The 18,397-nt window shown below is 39.8% G+C and carries 16 protein-coding genes, 1 tRNA gene and 1 pseudogene; 5 read left to right on the top strand and 13 right to left on the bottom strand.

Going from position 1 to position 18,397, the window contains the following annotated elements:
• The first annotated feature begins 345 nt into the window (after window positions 1-345).
• Both ACIQXP_RS03710 and ACIQXP_RS03705 read left to right on the top strand, forming a co-directional pair.
• Window positions 346-2,136 carry an ABC transporter ATP-binding protein gene (locus tag ACIQXP_RS03710; protein ID WP_387504526.1) on the top strand — a complete coding sequence of 597 codons (1,791 nt, stop codon included), beginning with the start codon at window positions 346-348 and terminating at the stop codon, window positions 2,134-2,136.
• A 79-nt stretch (window positions 2,137-2,215) separates the two neighbouring features.
• A complete protein-coding gene (locus ACIQXP_RS03705) occupies window positions 2,216-2,539 on the top strand; it encodes a DUF3276 family protein (RefSeq protein WP_090987565.1) in 324 nt (107 codons plus the stop codon).
• A 68-nt stretch (window positions 2,540-2,607) separates the two neighbouring features.
• Here ACIQXP_RS03705 and ACIQXP_RS03700 read toward each other — a convergent pair whose 3' ends face one another.
• Window positions 2,608-3,072: a hypothetical protein gene (locus tag ACIQXP_RS03700; RefSeq protein WP_293741486.1), complete on the bottom strand. Its 465-nt coding sequence runs from the start codon at window positions 3,070-3,072 to the stop codon at window positions 2,608-2,610.
• Between the two features lie 259 nt (window positions 3,073-3,331).
• Here ACIQXP_RS03700 and ychF point away from each other — a divergent pair, with 259 nt between their 5' ends.
• Window positions 3,332-4,432 (top strand): redox-regulated ATPase YchF, encoded by a 1,101-nt coding sequence (gene ychF, locus ACIQXP_RS03695; RefSeq protein ID WP_387504525.1) that lies wholly within the window; start codon window positions 3,332-3,334, stop codon window positions 4,430-4,432.
• Window positions 4,433-5,338: 906 nt separating this feature from the next.
• Here the strand turns inward: ychF and ACIQXP_RS03690 are convergent.
• Together ACIQXP_RS03690 and mgtE are read right to left on the bottom strand one after the other, a co-directional pair.
• Window positions 5,339-5,953: an HAD hydrolase-like protein gene (locus ACIQXP_RS03690; protein ID WP_145860654.1), complete on the bottom strand. Its 615-nt coding sequence runs from the start codon at window positions 5,951-5,953 to the stop codon at window positions 5,339-5,341.
• A gap of 9 nt (window positions 5,954-5,962) precedes the next feature.
• Window positions 5,963-7,339 carry a magnesium transporter gene (gene mgtE, locus ACIQXP_RS03685; protein WP_293741484.1) on the bottom strand — a complete coding sequence of 459 codons (1,377 nt, stop codon included), beginning with the start codon at window positions 7,337-7,339 and terminating at the stop codon, window positions 5,963-5,965.
• A gap of 388 nt (window positions 7,340-7,727) precedes the next feature.
• Here mgtE and ACIQXP_RS03680 point away from each other — a divergent pair, with 388 nt between their 5' ends.
• Both ACIQXP_RS03680 and ACIQXP_RS03675 read left to right on the top strand, forming a co-directional pair.
• Window positions 7,728-8,468, top strand: a complete 741-nt coding sequence (locus tag ACIQXP_RS03680) for a LytR/AlgR family response regulator transcription factor (RefSeq protein WP_293741483.1) — start codon at window positions 7,728-7,730, stop codon at window positions 8,466-8,468.
• 225 nt (window positions 8,469-8,693) lie between these two features.
• Window positions 8,694-8,765, top strand: a tRNA-Arg gene (locus ACIQXP_RS03675).
• A 586-nt stretch (window positions 8,766-9,351) separates the two neighbouring features.
• On the opposite strand, the pseudogene ACIQXP_RS03670 reads toward ACIQXP_RS03675, so the two are convergent.
• The 10 genes and pseudogenes from ACIQXP_RS03670 to ACIQXP_RS03625 form a co-directional block, all read right to left on the bottom strand.
• Window positions 9,352-10,281 (bottom strand): annotated as a pseudogene (locus tag ACIQXP_RS03670) (recombinase family protein); the annotation flags it as partial.
• Between the two features lie 91 nt (window positions 10,282-10,372).
• Window positions 10,373-10,543, bottom strand: a complete 171-nt coding sequence (locus ACIQXP_RS03665) for a hypothetical protein (protein ID WP_387504524.1) — start codon at window positions 10,541-10,543, stop codon at window positions 10,373-10,375.
• A 987-nt stretch (window positions 10,544-11,530) separates the two neighbouring features.
• Complete coding sequence (locus tag ACIQXP_RS03660; protein ID WP_387504523.1) at window positions 11,531-12,394, bottom strand: hypothetical protein; 864 nt, start codon at window positions 12,392-12,394, stop codon at window positions 11,531-11,533.
• A 573-nt stretch (window positions 12,395-12,967) separates the two neighbouring features.
• Window positions 12,968-13,768, bottom strand: coding sequence for a hypothetical protein (locus ACIQXP_RS03655; protein WP_387504522.1), 801 nt, complete (start codon window positions 13,766-13,768; stop codon window positions 12,968-12,970).
• A gap of 6 nt (window positions 13,769-13,774) precedes the next feature.
• The gene (locus tag ACIQXP_RS03650; protein WP_387504521.1) at window positions 13,775-15,025 is read right to left on the bottom strand and encodes an ArdC family protein; all 1,251 of its coding nucleotides are present in this window, start codon (window positions 15,023-15,025) and stop codon (window positions 13,775-13,777) included.
• Window positions 14,982-15,623 (bottom strand): M23 family metallopeptidase, encoded by a 642-nt coding sequence (locus ACIQXP_RS03645; RefSeq protein WP_387504520.1) that lies wholly within the window; start codon window positions 15,621-15,623, stop codon window positions 14,982-14,984. The genes ACIQXP_RS03650 and ACIQXP_RS03645 overlap by 44 nt, the downstream gene beginning before the upstream one ends.
• Window positions 15,583-16,005: a hypothetical protein gene (locus tag ACIQXP_RS03640; RefSeq protein ID WP_387504519.1), complete on the bottom strand. Its 423-nt coding sequence runs from the start codon at window positions 16,003-16,005 to the stop codon at window positions 15,583-15,585. The genes ACIQXP_RS03645 and ACIQXP_RS03640 overlap by 41 nt, the downstream gene beginning before the upstream one ends.
• A 39-nt stretch (window positions 16,006-16,044) precedes the next feature.
• Window positions 16,045-18,081, bottom strand: a complete 2,037-nt coding sequence (locus ACIQXP_RS03635) for a type IV secretory system conjugative DNA transfer family protein (RefSeq protein WP_387504518.1) — start codon at window positions 18,079-18,081, stop codon at window positions 16,045-16,047.
• A gap of 9 nt (window positions 18,082-18,090) precedes the next feature.
• On the bottom strand, window positions 18,091-18,282 hold the full coding sequence (locus ACIQXP_RS03630; protein WP_387504855.1) for a DUF4138 domain-containing protein: 192 nt from the start codon (window positions 18,280-18,282) through the stop codon (window positions 18,091-18,093).
• On the bottom strand, window positions 18,204-18,397 hold a 194-nt coding region (locus ACIQXP_RS03625), incomplete at its 5' end, for a hypothetical protein (RefSeq protein WP_387504517.1). The genes ACIQXP_RS03625 and ACIQXP_RS03630, both read right to left, overlap by 79 nt.

Here is an 18,397-nt window from a genome sequence, read left to right as displayed (position 1 = left end):
TTTTATTAATCCAGATTGATTTTTCCTATTTGAGCGGATTGAACGTCATGCTGAATTAAATGAGCCACTGGAGAAATATAGCAGTGTCAGATGGAAACATCCGACACCACGAAAACTGCATAAAAAAGATCTGTAATTAACATAATGTAAAGTCCAGTCATTTAACATACTTTAAATCAACAGCAGGACTATAGTCGCTATGAAAGGCATACCATACATTTTCAAAAACCGAACAGACGGACAACGGACGGCATTTGCACTCAAAATGTCATTAATTATTAAAGCTCAATTTCCAATGGACAAATAACTAGTATGAAATAACAAATTTATCTAAGTTTGTAGAACATGAAACATCTGAGCCGATTAAACAAATACTTTCTTAAATACAAGTGGTGGATTATTCCCGGAAGTATTTTTGTGGTGATTTCTAATATCTTCGGTGTAGTACCGGCACAGGTAATCGGTTATGCAGTTGATTTAATTAGCGAAAACATTCAGCTGTTTAACCTTTTTGCTGGTTTTGATCGTCAGGCCATTATTTATAATATCTTCAGCAGTAACCTGTTATTTTTTGGTTTACTGGTTATTGCACTTTATCTATTGCGGGGACTGTTCCTTTTCTTTATGCGCCAAACCATTATCTTAATGTCGCGGCATATAGAGTTTGATATGAAGAATGATATTTATCAGCATTACCAGGAGCTGAGCTTAGGTTTTTACCGCAGAAATAATACCGGCGATTTGATGAACCGCGCGACAGAGGATGTGAACCGGGTAAGGATGTACGTTGGTCCGGCAATTATGTATACCATTAACACTTTTGTTTTATCTGTACTCATTATCTGGTCGATGTTTGATGTAAATTCCAAACTGGCTATTTATTGTTTATTACCCCTACCTTTTCTGGTGGTGATCATTTATTACGTAAACACCCTGATTTTTAAAAAAAGCGGAAAGATCCAGGAGCGTTTATCAGATCTTTCCAGCTTTGTACAAGAGCGTTTCTCGGGAATCAGGATTATCAAATCATATGTGCGAGAAGATTATACCCGCAACATGTTTGAGATCCAGAGCAATGATTATAAAAAAGACTCCATGAGCCTGGTTAAAGTATCGGCTTTATTTTACCCTACCATGTTGCTGTTAATAGGATTGAGCACCATTTTAACCATATATATAGGTGGTATACAGGTGATGAACGGCAGCATTACGGCAGGGAACATTGCCGAATTTATCATTTACATTAATCAATTAACATTTCCCGTAACCATGCTGGGCTGGGTTACTTCTTTAATCCAGCGGGCTGCTGCATCGCAAAAAAGAATAAATGAGTTTTTAGACATCCCATCAGATATTCGACCTAACGAAACAGCAGAAATCGAGCTGAAGGGTAATATCAGATTCGATAATGTGAGTTTTACCTATCCGGATACAGGCATTGAAGCTTTGAAAAATGTGAGTTTTGAAGTTAATGCCGGCGAATTTGTAGCCATTATCGGCAAAACGGGATCGGGAAAGTCAACTCTGGCAAACCTGATGATGCGGATGTATGATGTAGAAAATGGTGCAATAAACATCGATAAAAAAAATATAAAAACACTAAACCTTAAAGACTATCGCGGCCAGGTTGGCTTTGTACCGCAGGAAGTTTTTCTCTTTTCGGATACCATAAAAAACAATATAGCCTTTGGTTTAGATGCGGTTACGGATGAAGAAGTACATACAGCCGCAAAAAATGCCTCGGTTTATACCAATATTATTGATTTCGAAGAAAAATTCGAGACTATGCTGGGTGAGCGGGGAATAACCCTTTCGGGAGGACAAAAACAGCGTGTCTCTATCGCCAGAGCCTTGATTAAATCGCCAAAGATCCTAATATTCGACGATTGCCTTTCGGCTGTTGATACTAAAACAGAGGAGGAAATACTACAAAACCTGGGTAAAATCATGGCCGGAAAAACCAGTATTTTAATTGCCCACAGAATTTCGACCATTAAAAATGCAGATAAGATTCTGGTGCTGGACAACGGAAAAATCATTGAACAAGGCACACACAATGAATTACTTAGCCTAAATGGCAGTTATAAGGAGCTTTACAACAACCAACTTTTGGAAGAGGAAACGCGAACGATTTAAATTGTATTAAAATTGTATTTTGAACTTTAAATATTTGCTTTATATTTACCGAAACCAAAAACCAACATCAATACCAACCATGGGAGAATTCGACAACAAGGAAAGAGAAGAAGTTTTTTCAAAGAAAGTAAGAGCAGGAAAGAGAACTTATTTCTTCGACGTGAAGGCTACAAGATCGGGTGATTACTATTTAACAGTTACCGAGAGCAAGAAAAGATTAGAAGACGGTGTGTTTGTAAAACATAAAATCTTTTTATACAAAGAAGATTTCGAAAAATTTGCAGAAGGATTAAATGAAACTGTAGATTATATCAAAACTCATCAGGATGTGGTTGAAAAACGTTATGAATATTCTGAAAATGGAGAACATAGCACGAAAACAAGCGACGATTTTACTTTTTAAGTAATATAATTTCAATAAAAGCCTCCTTATTTAATAATCCGGAGGCTTTTTTTTATCGTTCGATATTTCTATTTTATACCTGCGCCGCTTACTGCTACGGCGAGAATTAACAGAAAATAGCTTACCAAAAAGATAATGGTGAGTATGCCCCAAAATTTAAACAGTGATTTTACACTTGAAATGGCATCGTTAAAAGTTTCCTGGTCGCCGAACAGCACACCTTGCTTGCCCTTGGACGAAAAACGCAAGAGCAATAAACTTGGGTAAAAAAAGAGTAAGGCTAATAGCAGGTAAAATATGGTGATGCCTGTTGCACCAATGCCGGCCAATGGCCCTAATTGATTAAGCATTGCTGGGTTTGCAGATATTGCAGCTCCTATCCCAAATGAGCTCAAGGTTAAAAAAGCAGAGACAATAAAGCCTACAACCGATAGAAATCTTGCCCATTTACACATATCGTAAAAATAGCTGCGCATTTCTTCCGTAACAACCAACTTCACTTCATGAGGCACTTCTTTTTCAAAATCTTCCATTTAATCTCTATGTATTTTGGGCTAAACTTAGATAAAATATAGATTTGATACAAGAGCAAGGGTTTAAATAAAGGTTTTAAAAGCTTATCTTTGCGCGGAATTTAGGGCGGAAAGCGGAAAGCAGGAAAGGTAAAATGGCTGATGGTTTGATAGATCATGGCCAAAGCGCCCAAACTAAAGATCAAAAAAACGAGCATAGGGCTATTGACCTAAGATTACGAATCAGTAGCCCGGAACTAGACATAAAGACTAATAAATAATGGCATTACAATGTGGTATAGTGGGTTTACCAAATGTGGGAAAATCGACTCTTTTTAACTGTTTATCGAACGCAAAAGCGCAGGCTGCAAACTTTCCCTTTTGCACAATTGAACCCAATGTTGGTGTAATTACAGTACCTGATGATAGGTTAACCAAACTGGCGGAGTTGGTTAAGCCAAACAAAGTACAACCGAACACCATCGAGATTGTAGACATTGCCGGTTTAGTAAAAGGTGCATCAAAAGGTGAAGGCTTAGGAAATCAGTTTTTAGGAAATATCCGTGCAACCAATGCCATTATCCACGTTCTGCGTTGCTTTGATGACGGAAATGTCATCCACGTAGATGGTTCTGTTGACCCGATCCGCGACCGTGAAATTATTGATACGGAGTTACAGCTTAAAGACTTGGATACCGTTGAAAAACGTATTCAAAAAGTTGAAAAAATGGCTAAAACAAGTGGCGATAAAGACGCTAAACGTACTTATGAAATCTTAACCGTGGTTAAATCTCATTTAGAAAGCGGTAAATCTGTTCGTACCGCACCATTGGCGCAAGATGATTTCGATTTTATTGAAGATTTAGGTTTACTTACGCAAAAACCGGTCATGTATGTTTGTAATGTGGATGAAGCATCGGTAGTTACCGGAAACAAATATGTTGACCTGGTGAAAGCGAATGTTGCTGATGAAAATGCGGAAGTTTTGGTAATCTCGGCTAAAATTGAGTCAGAAATTGCCGAACTGGACAGTTACGAAGAGCGCCAGGAGTTTTTAGCCGACTTAGGTTTAACTGAATCTGGCGTAAATAAACTGATCCGTGCAGCTTATAAATTATTAAACCTGTATACTTATTTCACTGCGGGCGTACAAGAGGTAAGGGCATGGACCATTACCAAAGGTTTTACGGCGCCGCAAGCTGCAGGGGTAATCCATACCGATTTCGAAAAAGGATTTATCCGCGCAGAAGTGATCAAGTATAACGATTTTGTAACCCTGGGCTCTGAAAATGCCTGTAAAGAGGCTGGTAAATTGGGTGTAGAGGGAAAAACCTATGTAGTGGAAGATGGTGACATCATGCACTTCAGGTTTAATGTTTAAATCTCATTACTCCTAAACCCCAAAAGGGGACTTTAAAAAACAGGGAGGCTGTATCATAATTTGCGATTTTATCTTTAATTTGTCACGTTGAGCCTGTCGAAACGCCTATAAAGCGCTTAAGCAAACTCCTTCGACAAGCTCAGGATGACATTTGGCATTTTATGATACAGCCTCTTTTTTTTGCAAATGAACCTTTAGCGGAGATCCACGTTACCTATTTTAGCGTTGACAACTTTAAGAGCACAGCTGCCCGGAAAGTTGTCAACTCTTCTAATCAAATGTGTCACAACACCGAAAGATCCTGAAATAAATTCAGGATGACGAATGCTAGAGAAGATTCAGAAAAAAATTATCGGTGTACCCAGCTTCAAGTATTAGCAGCGGATTTGTGCTTTGATCCAGATCGAAATGAAAAACCCGCAACGAAGTGAGCATTTGCAATGAGCAGGACGAAACTTTAAAACGGTCTGCTGTATGTGCTTTCAAAACATAAAAGATATTTTTCAACTGCAGTATGAGATCACATTCACGCCCCTTAATTTTTTTGAGTTTGGTGTCAGAATCGAACTGACTACACTGGTTTTGCAGACCAGCACAAATCCATTGTGCATACCAAACGATAGGAAACAAAAAAGCCGCTTATTACATTTGTAACAAGCGGCTTTAAATTCATTTTATATTTTATCAGATAAATAAAGTCGACCCGTTACTTTTTGAGTAACCAAAACACAGGTTAAAACAATATTTTGCTGTTGTAATTTTCACGATGTAAAGATACATAAACTTTCCCAAGCAGCAAATATTTATACTCTATAATTGACCAACAATTGTCAATCCCCTTAAAACCCAGAAAATAGATCTCTTCATTCCAATGTGTTTCAGTCGAGATGAAGATGATGACTTATTTTAAACCTCCAACCCATGAGCAGCCAATTGCGCTTTGGTATCTTCATAATCGGTATGATGAATGCCCTTTAAGCCCAAACCTTCGGCAACCTGCACAAATAACATCCTGTCATCAATGTACAAGCTCGTTTCTACATCACTCTGCGAAATATCAATGGCTACTTTAAAAATATCGGCATCGGGCTTACGGAAATGCACGAAACTTGACGACACAAAAAAATCGACAAACTCATTCAGTTTAAAAGTATTAATGCGATACTGGTTGAGTTCCCTGCCTTCATTGCTGATAACGGCGACCTTTAAATTGTATTTCTTTTTTAAATTACAGATCAATTGGATCATCTCCGGATAAGGAAGTGATTTTTTGAACATGAATTCCTTAAAATCATCGTAGGTAAAATTGCGTTCTTTGAAGAAAACGATCCGCTCCAGGTATTCATCAAGCGTTAATTTGCCCACTTCATAGGTATCGAAAGTAAGGTGATGCCGTTCTTCGAGATCAACGGAATCGAGGTTGAAAAGTACAGAAGCCTCTCCCCTTGCCTGCCTATCCCAGCCATTTGTCAATAAAACGCCCCCGATGTCGGTAAAAAGTGTGGTTATTTTCTTTTGCATGATTTAAATTTAAAGTAAAACGCCTTTCAAAATCAATACGGCTACACTAAAATAAATAACAATTCCGGTTACATCTACCATAGTTGCTACAAATGGTGCTGATGAGGTTGCAGGATCAAGTCTCAGTTTTTTCAGGATAATTGGCATCATCGAACCGATTAAACTGCCCCAAAGTACAATGCCAACAAGTGTAAAGAATATAGTAGTAGCAATTAAAAACCAATGTGGCCCATAATTATAAAGGTGTAACTCTTGCCAGGTTACAATACGGACAAAACCAATAGTTCCCAGAATGATGCCCAGTAAAGCCCCTGAAACAAGTTCGCGGCGCATTACCTTCCACCATTCTGCAATGGTTACTTCGCCTAAGGCCATGGCCTGGATAATTAGGGTTGATGCCTGTGAACCACTGTTACCGCCACTACTCATAATCAAAGGAATAAAAAGAGACAGTACCACTGCTTTTTCAAGTTCGATTTCGAAATGCTGCATGGCTGTTGCGGTTAACATTTCGCCTAAAAACAGTACAATTAGCCAACCGGCACGCTTTTTTACCAGTTTAAAAATCGGGATATCCAGGTAAGGTTCGTCCAAAGCCTCGGTACCCCCGATTTTGTGCATATCTTCAGTATATTCTTCATTGGCAATCCACAAAATATCATCAACGGTAACAATACCTAACAGGATATTATTCTCATCAACTACAGGTAAAGCCACGCGGTTATTCATCCTAAAGATGTTGATTGCATCTTCCTGAGGGTCATTTGCTTTTAAGGCAATGAAACGTTTATCGGTCAACTCGCCTATAATGGCTTCGGGGTCGGCCAATAAAACTTCCCGTATCCTGATATCATCCAACAGCACCCCATCCTTATTGATTACATATACAACATCGATGGTTTCTGAGTTTTTCCCGTAACGCCTGATATGCGCTAAAACCCTGGTAATAGACCATTCGGGTTTCACAGCAATATAATCAGGCGTCATTAAACGACCTATACTATCCTCTTTATAGCCTAAAAGCGCAAGCGATTCTTTACGTTCTTCCGGCGGCAAAAGGGTGATCATTTTTTTTACCACATCTCCTTTTAACTCACTAAAGAGTGCGGTACGGTCGTCAGGTGGCAGGTCTTTAATGATCTGATTAAGTTTATTGCCTGAAAGCTTTTTAATGATCCGTTCCTGTGTAGGAAAATCGAGGATCCTGAATACATTTACTGCCCTATTGAGGGATAAGGTTTCAATAAATTTAGCTGCATGTTGTGGGAGTTCATCTATCAGTTCTTCAACATCTGATATATTCAGTTGATCCAGATATTGTTTTAATGCTTTGTCGTTCTCTTTTTCCAGTAGTTCCTGAATTTCTTCCACAACCATTTCTTCCATACACAGCTATTTATTTGTTACATGCTTAAACCTATTTAACGGTTCGCAAAGGTGCATTTTATTTCTTAAAAAGCCAACCTAAGCCCCTAAAATCAGTATTGCAGACAGCCTAAATTAAAAATACAGAAGCATAAAGTCAATATAAGGGCGTGTTTAGGCCATAATTTAATCGTTTGTTAACATCAAAATCATCAAATTGACAGAGAATGGCCGGGATGCAGAAATGGTAGCAGGATTAAAAACAATCTCTATTATTGAATTATCCAATTGAGATCTTTCCTGAACATGCTATTGGTTCGGGGACAAAAACAAACGCGTAAAAAGCTTTCAAATGTATTTGATTCTAATCTGGAATATTTTGTATCTTGTCATATCTAATATATCTCTCATGAATAACACAATCCCCTGCATCATTATCGATGATGACCAGTCAGCTATTGACATTCTTCAAGAATTTATCTCCGCATTTCCAAGGCTAAGATTAGATTTCACCTACACAAAATCAGTTTCAGCTTTAAACGATATCACCATGCTCAAGCAAAGCCACATTATCTTCACAGATATCGATATGCCAAATCTTTCAGGCATTGACCTAGCTGAAAATCTAAAGGGCGAACCGCACAATATTATTTTTATCACCTCCTACCCGCAATATGCGATAGATGCTTTCAAAGTCAGGGCTAAGCATTATCTTCTTAAGCCATTTGATCTTTCAGAATTTGCAAAAGTGGTCAATGATGTATTAAAAGAATGTTACGGAAGCCACAATTTTGAAGGAGATAGTGAAGATGTTTTCTATTTTAGAAAGTCCAGTGATAAAAGCACAATCTTAACCGTACAGAAAACTGACATTATCTATATCCAGGGTTCAAATAATCATATCCACCTATACACTCCTACTGAAAATTACTCTGTTTACATGACCATTAAGGAGATGGAAGAAAAACTTAAATACAATACAAGCTTTTTCAGGGTACACAAATCTTACATCATCAATTCGGCTTACGTAAAGAAAATTGAAGGTAATAAGATAAACCTCGGAAAGTATGAGGTATTAATGGCGGCACATTACAAGGCAGCTTTCAGCAAGTTTATTGAAGAACGCTTTTTATTATCAGGCAGAAATTAACCTGAGTTTTGAAGGTCGGATGGTTCGTTGTGGAGATGATCAATCTACTTTGTAAACTCAGGCTGAGCCTATTCAGGGATTGATGTTGACCTAAGGGAATGCGAAGCAGTTAAAACCCTTTCTCCGCTCTAAACAATTGTGGCAAAATATATAGCTGAATTTAACTGTATTTTTTTATTAAAAATGCAAAAAAAATATGTTTTCAAATCCTATATTTGCAGCCTTGCTCCCGTAGTTCAATGGATAGAATTATGGTTTCCGGTACCATCGATATGAGTTCGAATCTCGTCGGGAGCACCTCACGAGACAAACCAGTTTTTAAGCTGTTTGTCTCGTTTTTTATTTCAGATAACTCCTTATTAATCAGATATATTAGCTCCACCCCTTCGTTCATTCTAGGAGTTCGATAACCCTCGTCGTGGTAGACCAATTTTTCAGGGAAAATTGCTGCTATAATTTCGCGTTTTAGCGCTGTTTCAGCCTCAAAATATGCCTTCTCTAGGTTTTTGAGGGAGTTCGATAAACTTTTGATTAGGTTATTAATATTCTCCTTATTTTGATTGAATACATTTATGTTTTTATTTAAATTGTATATTTTATCTTCGAGCTGCTTTTTGATTACGCCATAGTCCTCCGGTGAAATTTGATCGTTAATTAATAGTTCACGGACTTTATCGATCTTTACATTCAGCACCTCAATATCTGCTTTAGTCCGACGCGTACGATCTACACTATCTTTAACCATGGAGTTGTAATTGAACCGTATACATTCCTCATAAAGTTCCTGCATACCATCGATTGGCTGCAAATCGGCGAGTCCAGCCTCGAAGACTTTATTTGCTTTTACTGCACTAACTCTAAACTTGCATGGGGAAACACAATGGTAGTAATAGTAACTCTTGTACTTTCCCTTTGATGGGCTACCTGTAAGGTTCTTCCCACATTTTGGGCATATCATGTATCCTCTTAATGGTAGGCTATCAGGACTTATAACATGTCCTCGATTATGGTTTTTTCTACCATCCATAACATCTTGAACATCATTAAATAGCTCTTCACTTATGATTGGCTCATGAACCCCCTTTATAATTGTTGCCTCCTCATCCTGATATCTGGGAATAAATAACTTACCGCAATAAACGGGATTTCTCAAAGACACCCAAAATTGGTTTTTGCCACATTTTAGGCCCTTTGAAACAGCAAGCCTCCAAATTTCGTTTATTGCGAGCCGTCCCTTAGCCATTTCTTCGAATGCTTCTTTCATTATATTTCCGAATACCGGATGGGGAGCTATATACTTGGTGCCGGTCTCGCTGGATTTATTTAAATAACCAACTGGTGCTGTAGCCATCCATCGGCCCTCCTTTTTAGCTCTTCGCATGCCGTAAAAAACGTTTAAAGAACGTCTGTCATTTTCTACCTCTGGAACGGCTAGATAGAACGCCAGCATCATCTTATTCTCCGGAACGGACAAATCAAGAGGCTGTTCCACTGCATGTGTCTCAACACCTAAAGACTTAAGGCTATTGATGGTTTGATAAGCGTCCGCGGTATTTCGGCTGAATCTGTCCCACTTCGTAAATAGAAGTAAATTAACAGGGTTTAATTTTTTACTACGAAGATTTTTCATCAGTATCAGCCATTGCGGACGATTGAAAGTCTTCGCTGAATGATCCTCAATATAAATTTGATTAATTTTAATTTGATTTAATCCACAATATTTACGCAAGCGCTCCTCTTGATCGCGTTGTGAATATCCCTTATCTTTTTGTTCTTCCGTACTTACTCTAATGTATAAATCCGCAATCTTCATAGAAATAATCAAGTTAACTTAACACCAGTTAATATAAGAAATAAACTACATTTAAACAAGCTTTAACGCCATACTGAAACTTGCCAAAATGCTATTTATCCAAATGTTGTTTGATGACTATTTTCGCAAAGGCATTCATGAACTCCAAAATTTTTATTGCCTGTTCCTTCGTAATAATTATTCCCTTTCCTTTTAAAATTTCCATAGCCTGTTCAGGCTTCACTTGTTCTCGGCTGTACGATTGATTATTTTCATACTCCATCCATTGAAATTTTGGTGATAAATTTTCAATAAAAAGACTGATAATTTGGAAGTCTATCACCAGTCATAAATTCCCTTTAGAAATCAAATTCATGGGATAAAAGACGATCGTTAGAAATTGACCATCTTTTAGTCTAGATCGGTGCATTAGGGTCGCTGGCGATATGATCTATCATCCAGTAAAATGCCCCTAAATTAATGCGCATACCAAAATACCCCGAGCGCTATTGACGCTCGGGGTATTGTCTTCCATTTGTGACGATGGAAAAATCTTGCATTGGTTATCTATAGTTCTATTTTGGTCTTTTAATAGTTGAATTGAACTAATTTTTCCAGGCTTACAAATAACCACGTTGCTCGGAGGCTCTTCAATCCATTTTTCCCAGCATCAATCCCAGTCTATTCCTATTTTCTGAGGTTCATAACTCTATGGCAAATAAGGCCTTCGAATCCTAAAGCCTTGGTTAGATATTCCTTTGAGTTTATTTGGACTGATGAGCTCATCTCAATAAAGTCTATCGCATTTTCAAATGACTTTAATCCTGAAAAGCCGAATGTTTTCAAGCTTGAAAACGGTACATCTACATTTTCCGGATCAAAAGATGGATCAGACACCTCATTTTTAGCCCCTTTGAGGTCGTGGTGTAAAATCCATCGCCATGAGCGTATTCACTCGAACCAATCCCTGTATTAGATTTTACGTTTACTGAATCTCCACTTAGTTCATCAATACCATGAAATAACTCAAGATTCGAAGCATCCTTTCTCAATGCAAGTCATCTATCGTGAAATCCACGTTTTCGCCTTCAACAATAAGTGTCACCCGGCATTTGATATCCGGAGTACCAATACTTTCTAGTTTGAAACGTTTACCGTCGAGATGATACAGAGGGTGGTTCTCGCTCAAATCTAAGTATGCCCATCCGCTAGCCCTAATACGCTCAATTTTTGCCAAAAGCTTTTTCATCTTTCCAGTTGCTAACTACAATTAACGACCTATTTCTGCCTGCTCAGTTGGCGCATTTCCTTTGCTACTTTCCCAGGGGAATCGCTCCTCACCGGATTCATGGCTCATTTCATTTTCCTTTGAAGCAGATCTATCCGAAGATTTACCCTTAGCACTTTCCTCTTCTTTTTTTGGAAAAATCTCATCCTGGCGGATCAGCGACATATTCTTGTCATAGACATCAAGCCCTTTAAACTGCGGATTAGCTGTTATAAATACAGGGACTGCTTTTTTACCCACGGTCATCTCAGCCTGGGCCATGTTACCGTTTCTGAGCAACCTTTCCATCCCTTGCTTGCCAAGCTCGTTTAATCCTTTGAAAGGATACTTATCAATTGCTGAGGACAGATCGAACTTAAATTCTGGATAGAACTTCTTGAGCGGATGGTTGCCATAGGCATCCTGAACATCCAGGTTTAATTTAAACCACACCTTTTTCTTTTCAGGACTTTCACCGTTTTCAGCCTTAACAACCACCTCGCGCTCCAATGCATTCCCAGACAATAGTTTATAAGCCTGCAGGGCTGTGATTCGGTTATCCCTCTCCAGATCAAACACCTGATGAATTGGAACTGCATTACCTGACTTGTTCAGAACAACCTCGTAGTCATTAAGAAAATACATATCACTTTGTTTAGACCTGTTGAAGTTTAATTTAAAGCTAACCTGATCCGCGCCTAAGGCAGAATTTTGTTTGGAACCAATTGGCTTATAATTTTGATTGACGCCGAGTGAAAAGGCAGGAAGTTCCCGTGAGATTGCCGATTCCAGTACATCGTTGAGTTTTGTTCCGAAGCCAAGATAATCAAGGCTATTTTTTAGATAATCTAAATTTTGCTCATTCATAATAAAAAAATTAAAGGTTTAAGAGCTTGCACGAAAGCTCAGATTTTTATGGTTAATTAAAAGCCAATCGATGAAGTTGAATGATTTCAAACTCCGCCAACCCCCGTATACAAAACCGTAACTTTTACCTGAAAGTCTTCATTGGTTTAAGCCGCGTACGAAAGCCTGTCAGCTTGCAGAACCGGCTTAGGGAGAAAAGGGGTATTGGACACTCAAACTGAATGGACTTGTATTGAAAAAACATGGTGTTTTCCTGAGCCATAAATAACGCATCAGTGCATTTAAGCCATAACGAAATTCTGCAAGTCAATACAATGGCAGGTAAATCGTTACCAAAAGCAGACCTGAATCTTGCATTTTGAAAAAGTTGTTGAATGTGTTCAATAATAAATGAATCCGGACAATGTCCAACGGCTACCAATACAAGCTGAAAATTCAAATAGGAATTGCGGTCAAGATAAGCTTGAATATCGGCCTTCTCATAGAACAGCCATACCTCCAAGACGCAAACTGGAGGAAGGCCATTCACATCAAGATATCCAAACCCATTGCAACTGGTCCATTCAACAGACATTATCTGGAGTGACCAGCCCCATAGTCACGATTGTATTCATTTTTAAACTCCTCATAACTATCCTTTAGAATTTCCCGATCAGCTAAGGAATTTTCCGTTCTTTCCATTTCGATGTAAGCAGCCTCGAATGACGCAGTGAAGGGGCTCTGCTGAATGCTATAGTCTTTCAAAGGATGAATCTCCAGAACCAGATAACTTACCGGCGCTTCACTTCCCGCTATCGTAAGAATGAGGACTGGAGTGTTGGCAATAATTCCATTTGGTTCCGATGCCCTGTATTGAATTTTTGTTCCGTCGGCCATCTCAATTAATTTACCATGGGCAAAGGCCAAGCGCTTGCTTTCCTCCAACAACTCTCCATTTACCTGAATCGGCACGATGACCTGTGAGGGTGAATAGGATAGAAATTCCTTAGTTTCACTATCATACTCAAAGATGAGCATTCTTGTCGAATCATCTGTGGAATTTTTAATAACCTTAGCCACATTTGCATCATCATTTGCAATCATCGCCCAACCTTCTTTCGCTTCAAGTTCAGCGCAAATTTTGGGTTCTCTGTAAACCGGGTGCACCAGGATGGCGTCAGTAGCTCCCTCCTTTCCCAGTGACAGCTTTGCTTCCAGGCCCTCAATCACAAAAGTGTCGCTTTTTAGATTCTTTAAGCTCAACATAGACGTCCGGCGACCGGATAAAAGCGCCTTGATGTTTTTCTCAGAAAGTAAATGCCGGCCATTTACGTACAGCCCAAGCTCAGAAAGCGCTACTATGGGCAACGCTTCATTTAAAATCAATTTTTCCATAAATAATTATCTACCAGGTTCTAGAAAAGGCAAAACTTCAGTTTCGTCCACGTTTTTTATTAATTCATTTTGCTGATTGGCCAAAGCTTCCTCTCGCTTTAGATAAAGCAGGGATGTATATAGCCTGTCGTTCCTGTTCATAGTAAAAACATTTCCACTGGAGGTATCCTGCATTTTTACCCTCCCTTTCTTTAAATGCCCTAAAACTTCATAGATAGCGTCATTGTAGTGGATTTTATCTCCTGTGGTAAGGTATGTTGGAACTTTTACGGGAGGTAGCCCCAAAAAGTGTTCTTCTTCATGATCCAAAGAAAGCTCCTGCTTTTTGTCCAGTCCGAGGATGAAGCTTAATATTTTCTCCGCATCCATCGCGGCAGAAAAAATCTCATAAGGATTATCCTCCAAAAGATTTATCCAATTCTCCACATAAGCATAATGTTGGCCCGAATCATGCCCGATTCCCAGTTCCTGACCTAATAACATCGATGCGATCTCAGCCCTCAGTTCCTCTTTGGCATATTTCGGATCACCAAAATCATTACCCATATCCCTGTTTAACCTATCGGGATGCCCGGTCCAGTGACCAAGCTCATGAAGAACCGTAGCGTAATATTTATCGCTATGGGAAAACCAATCCTTATAGGGTAGCGTTATCGAGTCCCGATTCAGATCATAGAAAGCCTTTCCCGAATATTCGTGATAGATCTTTGCGCCAGAAGCTGCGATTAGCTTTTCGGCCTTATCGATAGGATCCCACGCTGAACCTGCAACGGTTCTTTCCAGTATGGGCATACCATCAATCTGCGCAGCATTAAAGACGTAGGCATTTCGTATGACGGCTTGTGGGAGTTTTTTTGATTCCTTGATAGGTTCTCCAAGCTCATCATGGAGAATCTTGCCGGACTGGTCTCTTTTGACACGTTCATCTGAGGTTTTAACGAACTGAATGAGTGTCGATTTTTCACCTTTCCTAACTTGAAAACCGCCTTCCTCAGCCTGCCTGTAGGTCATCCATCTGGGGTCATCACGGCCTGTGGTAAGCAAGGATACCGCATTGATACCATGATAGCGCTTTCCACTTTGAAAGTTGTAAGGCAAAAGAAGTTGCATCCCTTCAACGTCCCATGGACGTTGCCATGGAGCAGTTCCTGCCCTTAATGCATCAATCACTTTTTCAGCAACCTGCTCATGCATCGGTTTTGAGACAACATTTTTAGCCATCGCCCTGATCCTCCCTATCGGCCAGGTCCGTCCCATAGACTTTACTTTCAGCAGCAGTTAAGACAACCTCATCGCTATCTACCAGGAGTTCCAGTTTTTTTCTCAGCGAAATGGATGCTTTACTTTCTATTCCTTTGACAATACTATCCTTATTCATTTCAAGATACCTTAGAAAAAATGTGATTGGATCGATGTAAGTTCCGGCAGAACAGATCGATAAATGGAGATGCTCACCCGTCACTCTACCAGTCGCTCCGGTAATTGCGATCAATTCACCAGACTGCAGATTATCTCCTTTAGCTACCAGAATGACTGACAAGTGCCCGTAAATACTTGTTACCCCATTGTGATCAACCCTGATGAAATTGCCAAGTATAGGATGATTACCTGTAAGTGAAACTATGCCCTCCAGGATGGCAAAAACAGGTTCATTACGGGCATATAAATCTATACCCTTATGATAATCGGATTGATGGGTCACAGGATGTCTCCTGAAGCCAAAGCTGGAATTGATCCTCATTTTCTGCAGCGGCATTGACAATTGGGCATTACAGAAAAAGTAGCTTACCAGCAGAATGAGTAGCATAGGGAAGCTAACGTCCCATCGAAGCCTGCGCAGAGGTGTCCATTCCATAATGCTTTGCGATATGATTTTCCAGAGAGATCATGCTGTGCTCAATGAGCTCCTTTTGCCCTGCGACAATTTTCAGGGCATCCGAGATATTGCCATAACCAGGGTTCTCCTGTAGCATATTGATTTTCAGCAATTGCTTAAATGTATCTGCTTCCAGGCTTTTGGGATCGTGCATGATGTCTCTGTAGAGTTCGTTTTTTTCTTTCAATACCAGTAGCGCATCAGCGGAATATCTGCCCAAAGGGCTTCCACCAAAACCAACGGTAATGGTATCACTTTTTAGATCGGCCATGGCTATGACACCTACCTGGCCTTGTCTGGATACCGGATCCTGAATAAGATCCGGATGCACCAGAACGAGTTGTCCGGTTAATTCTTCCATAAAACAATGATTAATTTTAAAACCAGTACTGGATAAATATTAGCACTTGAGGCCACCCATACTTGCTTTTGCTGGTACAGGTGCTGCAGTTGGCTCCGATGTTTTGAATCTGGAAACCAATGAACTTACCTCGGCATTGATCTCTCTGAAGTTCTTCTGAAGCACCTGCTCTTTTTTACCGCCAAAGTCATAGAATACCGGCATTTCGGGATAAGCTTTTTCCTCCTTAGCGATCGCTTTCATATCCAGATTCACCCGGCAGTTGATCGCTGAGGTTTCATATTGACCAGTGTAATTCGTTACTGCATCAGCGGCGAGCATACCAACAAGCTCACCTGCTTTCAATGAGGCAATTTTTCCCGCAGGAATCAATGGCTCCAGCTTTTCAGAAAGAGAGAGTGATGTTTTGGTGCGGTCAATGGAAAGACTTTCAGATTGCTGCTTAACTTTACCAAACAATCTCTCCAGCCATTCCAGGGTTTCCTTGTTTCTTACCGATCCTGATAGTACGTTACCAATGACTGATGTAATCGTAGTTGCGGTATCCTTTCCATATTGCTGTTGAAACTGGGGCAATTCCTGCAGGCCCATCAGCACCGCCACTTTATTTGAACGCGCTGTTGCAATCAGGTTCTCAATCCGGTGTACGAAAAGAGTAGGAAGTTCATCTATGATCAATGCCGAAGGTAAATTGCCCTTAGAGTTGATGAGCCTGGTCAGCCTGTTTAACACCACCGAATAACATGCTGAGTTGATATTCTGCGTATTCGGATCATTAGCTAGTACCAATATTGACGGGCTTTCACTTGATGAAATCTTCAAGTTGAAATCATCACCCGAAAACACCCAAAACGTTTCTTTTGTCGCCAGTCTGGAGATAAATACTTTCAGTGTCCCGATCTGACCCTCGAGTTGATTAAATGCCTTTGCCTGATAAGCGGTAGCGAATGGGGAAAGCAAACTTTTCAACTCCGGATTGGAAAAGAGTACTGTGAATATCTGCTCATAACTACAGTTGAGAAAAGACAGCACGTGTGGAAAGGTCGAATACCTGCCGCCCTCGAACTGAGAAAAAAAGTAGATACAGGCGGCCAAGAAATTTACGGCACTCTGGGTAAAGAACTGATCACTCCCACCGGACTTATCACCTTTTTTCAAGGCTTCCACCAATGCCTCTGCTGTTTCCCCTGCATCAGCTAAGGTGAGAATATAGTCAGACCTCAGTACATTTATTCTTCTACTGCTCTCCACCTGTGTGAGGTTGATGACATGGAAATCGAAACCTGCCAGTCTCCCTTGCTGTTTGCCCAGTAAGTAATGATAATAGGAAATCTGGCCAAGGTCTGGAAACTTGAAATCGTAACAACATAGGCAAAACTGCTTTGCAATAAGCTGCCTGATAAATGGCATCACGACACCAAAGCTTTTACCCGAACCTGGCGTCCCGATCAGCAGCGTCCCCCTGAAGATATTCTCTACATTAATAAATCCTGCATGAATTTTTTTCCGATAGTAAAACAATGACGGAATCACTACTGAGAACGGTGTATCCACTCTTTTTCTGGCCTGCATAAAAGATTCTTCCTCGGTATTCCATCTATCCTTTCCAAGAGAAGAACTAATGATCTTGGAGATATTATCCATAGCCACATGAACTAAAATGGTTCCAATCAGCAAAGAGAGTATATAGCCCAGATTTACCCAACTCGTTAGGTAAAAGATCTCCTTACCATCTTTTCCAAAAAAGAAAATACTGCACATCATGAAGAGCAAGCCTGAGATCAAAGGATAGACGATAGCGGTTTTGGAATTGAAATCCTTCTGTTTTTTACTCAAAGTGCCAATCGAGACCAACGAAATCAAAAGCAGTGAAAACAGCCTGCTATACAATGGATTTTGGTAAATGATGATCCGGGACATGCGAAGCAGAAATTTACTCATCCCTATTCTTTCGGCATCTCCTATCTGCAAAATCCTCGGCGCATAAACGAACATCAGTATATCCAGCAATACAGTGAGATAGATTGCAAACTGGAGGAAGCGGTGCAGGCTTTGTTGTTCCTTACTTTCTTCCATGGAATTCCGCTAAAAAGTTTCGGCATTTAGCAGGTCTGAATACCGAAGCGATAGCTTCAGGTTCCTTCCTGATAGTTGTTTTTCGGACAGTTCTATATTGAAAACACGGTCGCCAGGAAAACTTACTTTTTTAATCGCATATATATTCCGGTAGGATCTCTTAAACCGAACAAATGGGTATAACTCAAAAACAGGCTTAATTTCAATGGACTGGACATTGGTGCATATACCAATAAATTTGACCCCCTTTCGCCAATTTCAAATTGACCCCCAGAGTTGTTGCTTGAAAAAAGCAGAAGTTGTTGTGCAAAAAGGC

Source organism: Pedobacter suwonensis (assembly GCF_044762335.1).
Lineage (GTDB): Bacteria > Bacteroidota > Bacteroidia > Sphingobacteriales > Sphingobacteriaceae > Pedobacter.
Note: the sequence above shows the minus strand (reverse complement) of the source record. Positions and strands in the feature narration are given on the sequence as shown.

Excerpts from the sequence above, each read along its gene's own strand:
- ACIQXP_RS03710 (WP_387504526.1), top strand. The coding sequence starts at position 346 with ATGAAACATCTGAGCCGATTAAACAAATACTTTCTTAAATACAAGTGG.
- ACIQXP_RS03705 (WP_090987565.1), top strand. The coding sequence starts at position 2,216 with ATGGGAGAATTCGACAACAAGGAAAGAGAAGAAGTTTTTTCAAAGAAA.
- ACIQXP_RS03700 (WP_293741486.1), bottom strand. The coding sequence starts at position 3,072 with ATGGAAGATTTTGAAAAAGAAGTGCCTCATGAAGTGAAGTTGGTTGTT.
- ychF (WP_387504525.1), top strand. The coding sequence starts at position 3,332 with ATGGCATTACAATGTGGTATAGTGGGTTTACCAAATGTGGGAAAATCG.
- ACIQXP_RS03690 (WP_145860654.1), bottom strand. The coding sequence starts at position 5,953 with ATGCAAAAGAAAATAACCACACTTTTTACCGACATCGGGGGCGTTTTA.
- mgtE (WP_293741484.1), bottom strand. The coding sequence starts at position 7,339 with ATGGAAGAAATGGTTGTGGAAGAAATTCAGGAACTACTGGAAAAAGAG.
- ACIQXP_RS03680 (WP_293741483.1), top strand. The coding sequence starts at position 7,728 with ATGAATAACACAATCCCCTGCATCATTATCGATGATGACCAGTCAGCT.
- ACIQXP_RS03665 (WP_387504524.1), bottom strand. The coding sequence starts at position 10,543 with ATGGAGTATGAAAATAATCAATCGTACAGCCGAGAACAAGTGAAGCCT.
- ACIQXP_RS03660 (WP_387504523.1), bottom strand. The coding sequence starts at position 12,394 with ATGAATGAGCAAAATTTAGATTATCTAAAAAATAGCCTTGATTATCTT.
- ACIQXP_RS03655 (WP_387504522.1), bottom strand. The coding sequence starts at position 13,768 with ATGGAAAAATTGATTTTAAATGAAGCGTTGCCCATAGTAGCGCTTTCT.
- ACIQXP_RS03650 (WP_387504521.1), bottom strand. The coding sequence starts at position 15,025 with ATGGGACGGACCTGGCCGATAGGGAGGATCAGGGCGATGGCTAAAAAT.
- ACIQXP_RS03645 (WP_387504520.1), bottom strand. The coding sequence starts at position 15,623 with ATGGAATGGACACCTCTGCGCAGGCTTCGATGGGACGTTAGCTTCCCT.
- ACIQXP_RS03640 (WP_387504519.1), bottom strand. The coding sequence starts at position 16,005 with ATGGAAGAATTAACCGGACAACTCGTTCTGGTGCATCCGGATCTTATT.
- ACIQXP_RS03635 (WP_387504518.1), bottom strand. The coding sequence starts at position 18,081 with ATGGAAGAAAGTAAGGAACAACAAAGCCTGCACCGCTTCCTCCAGTTT.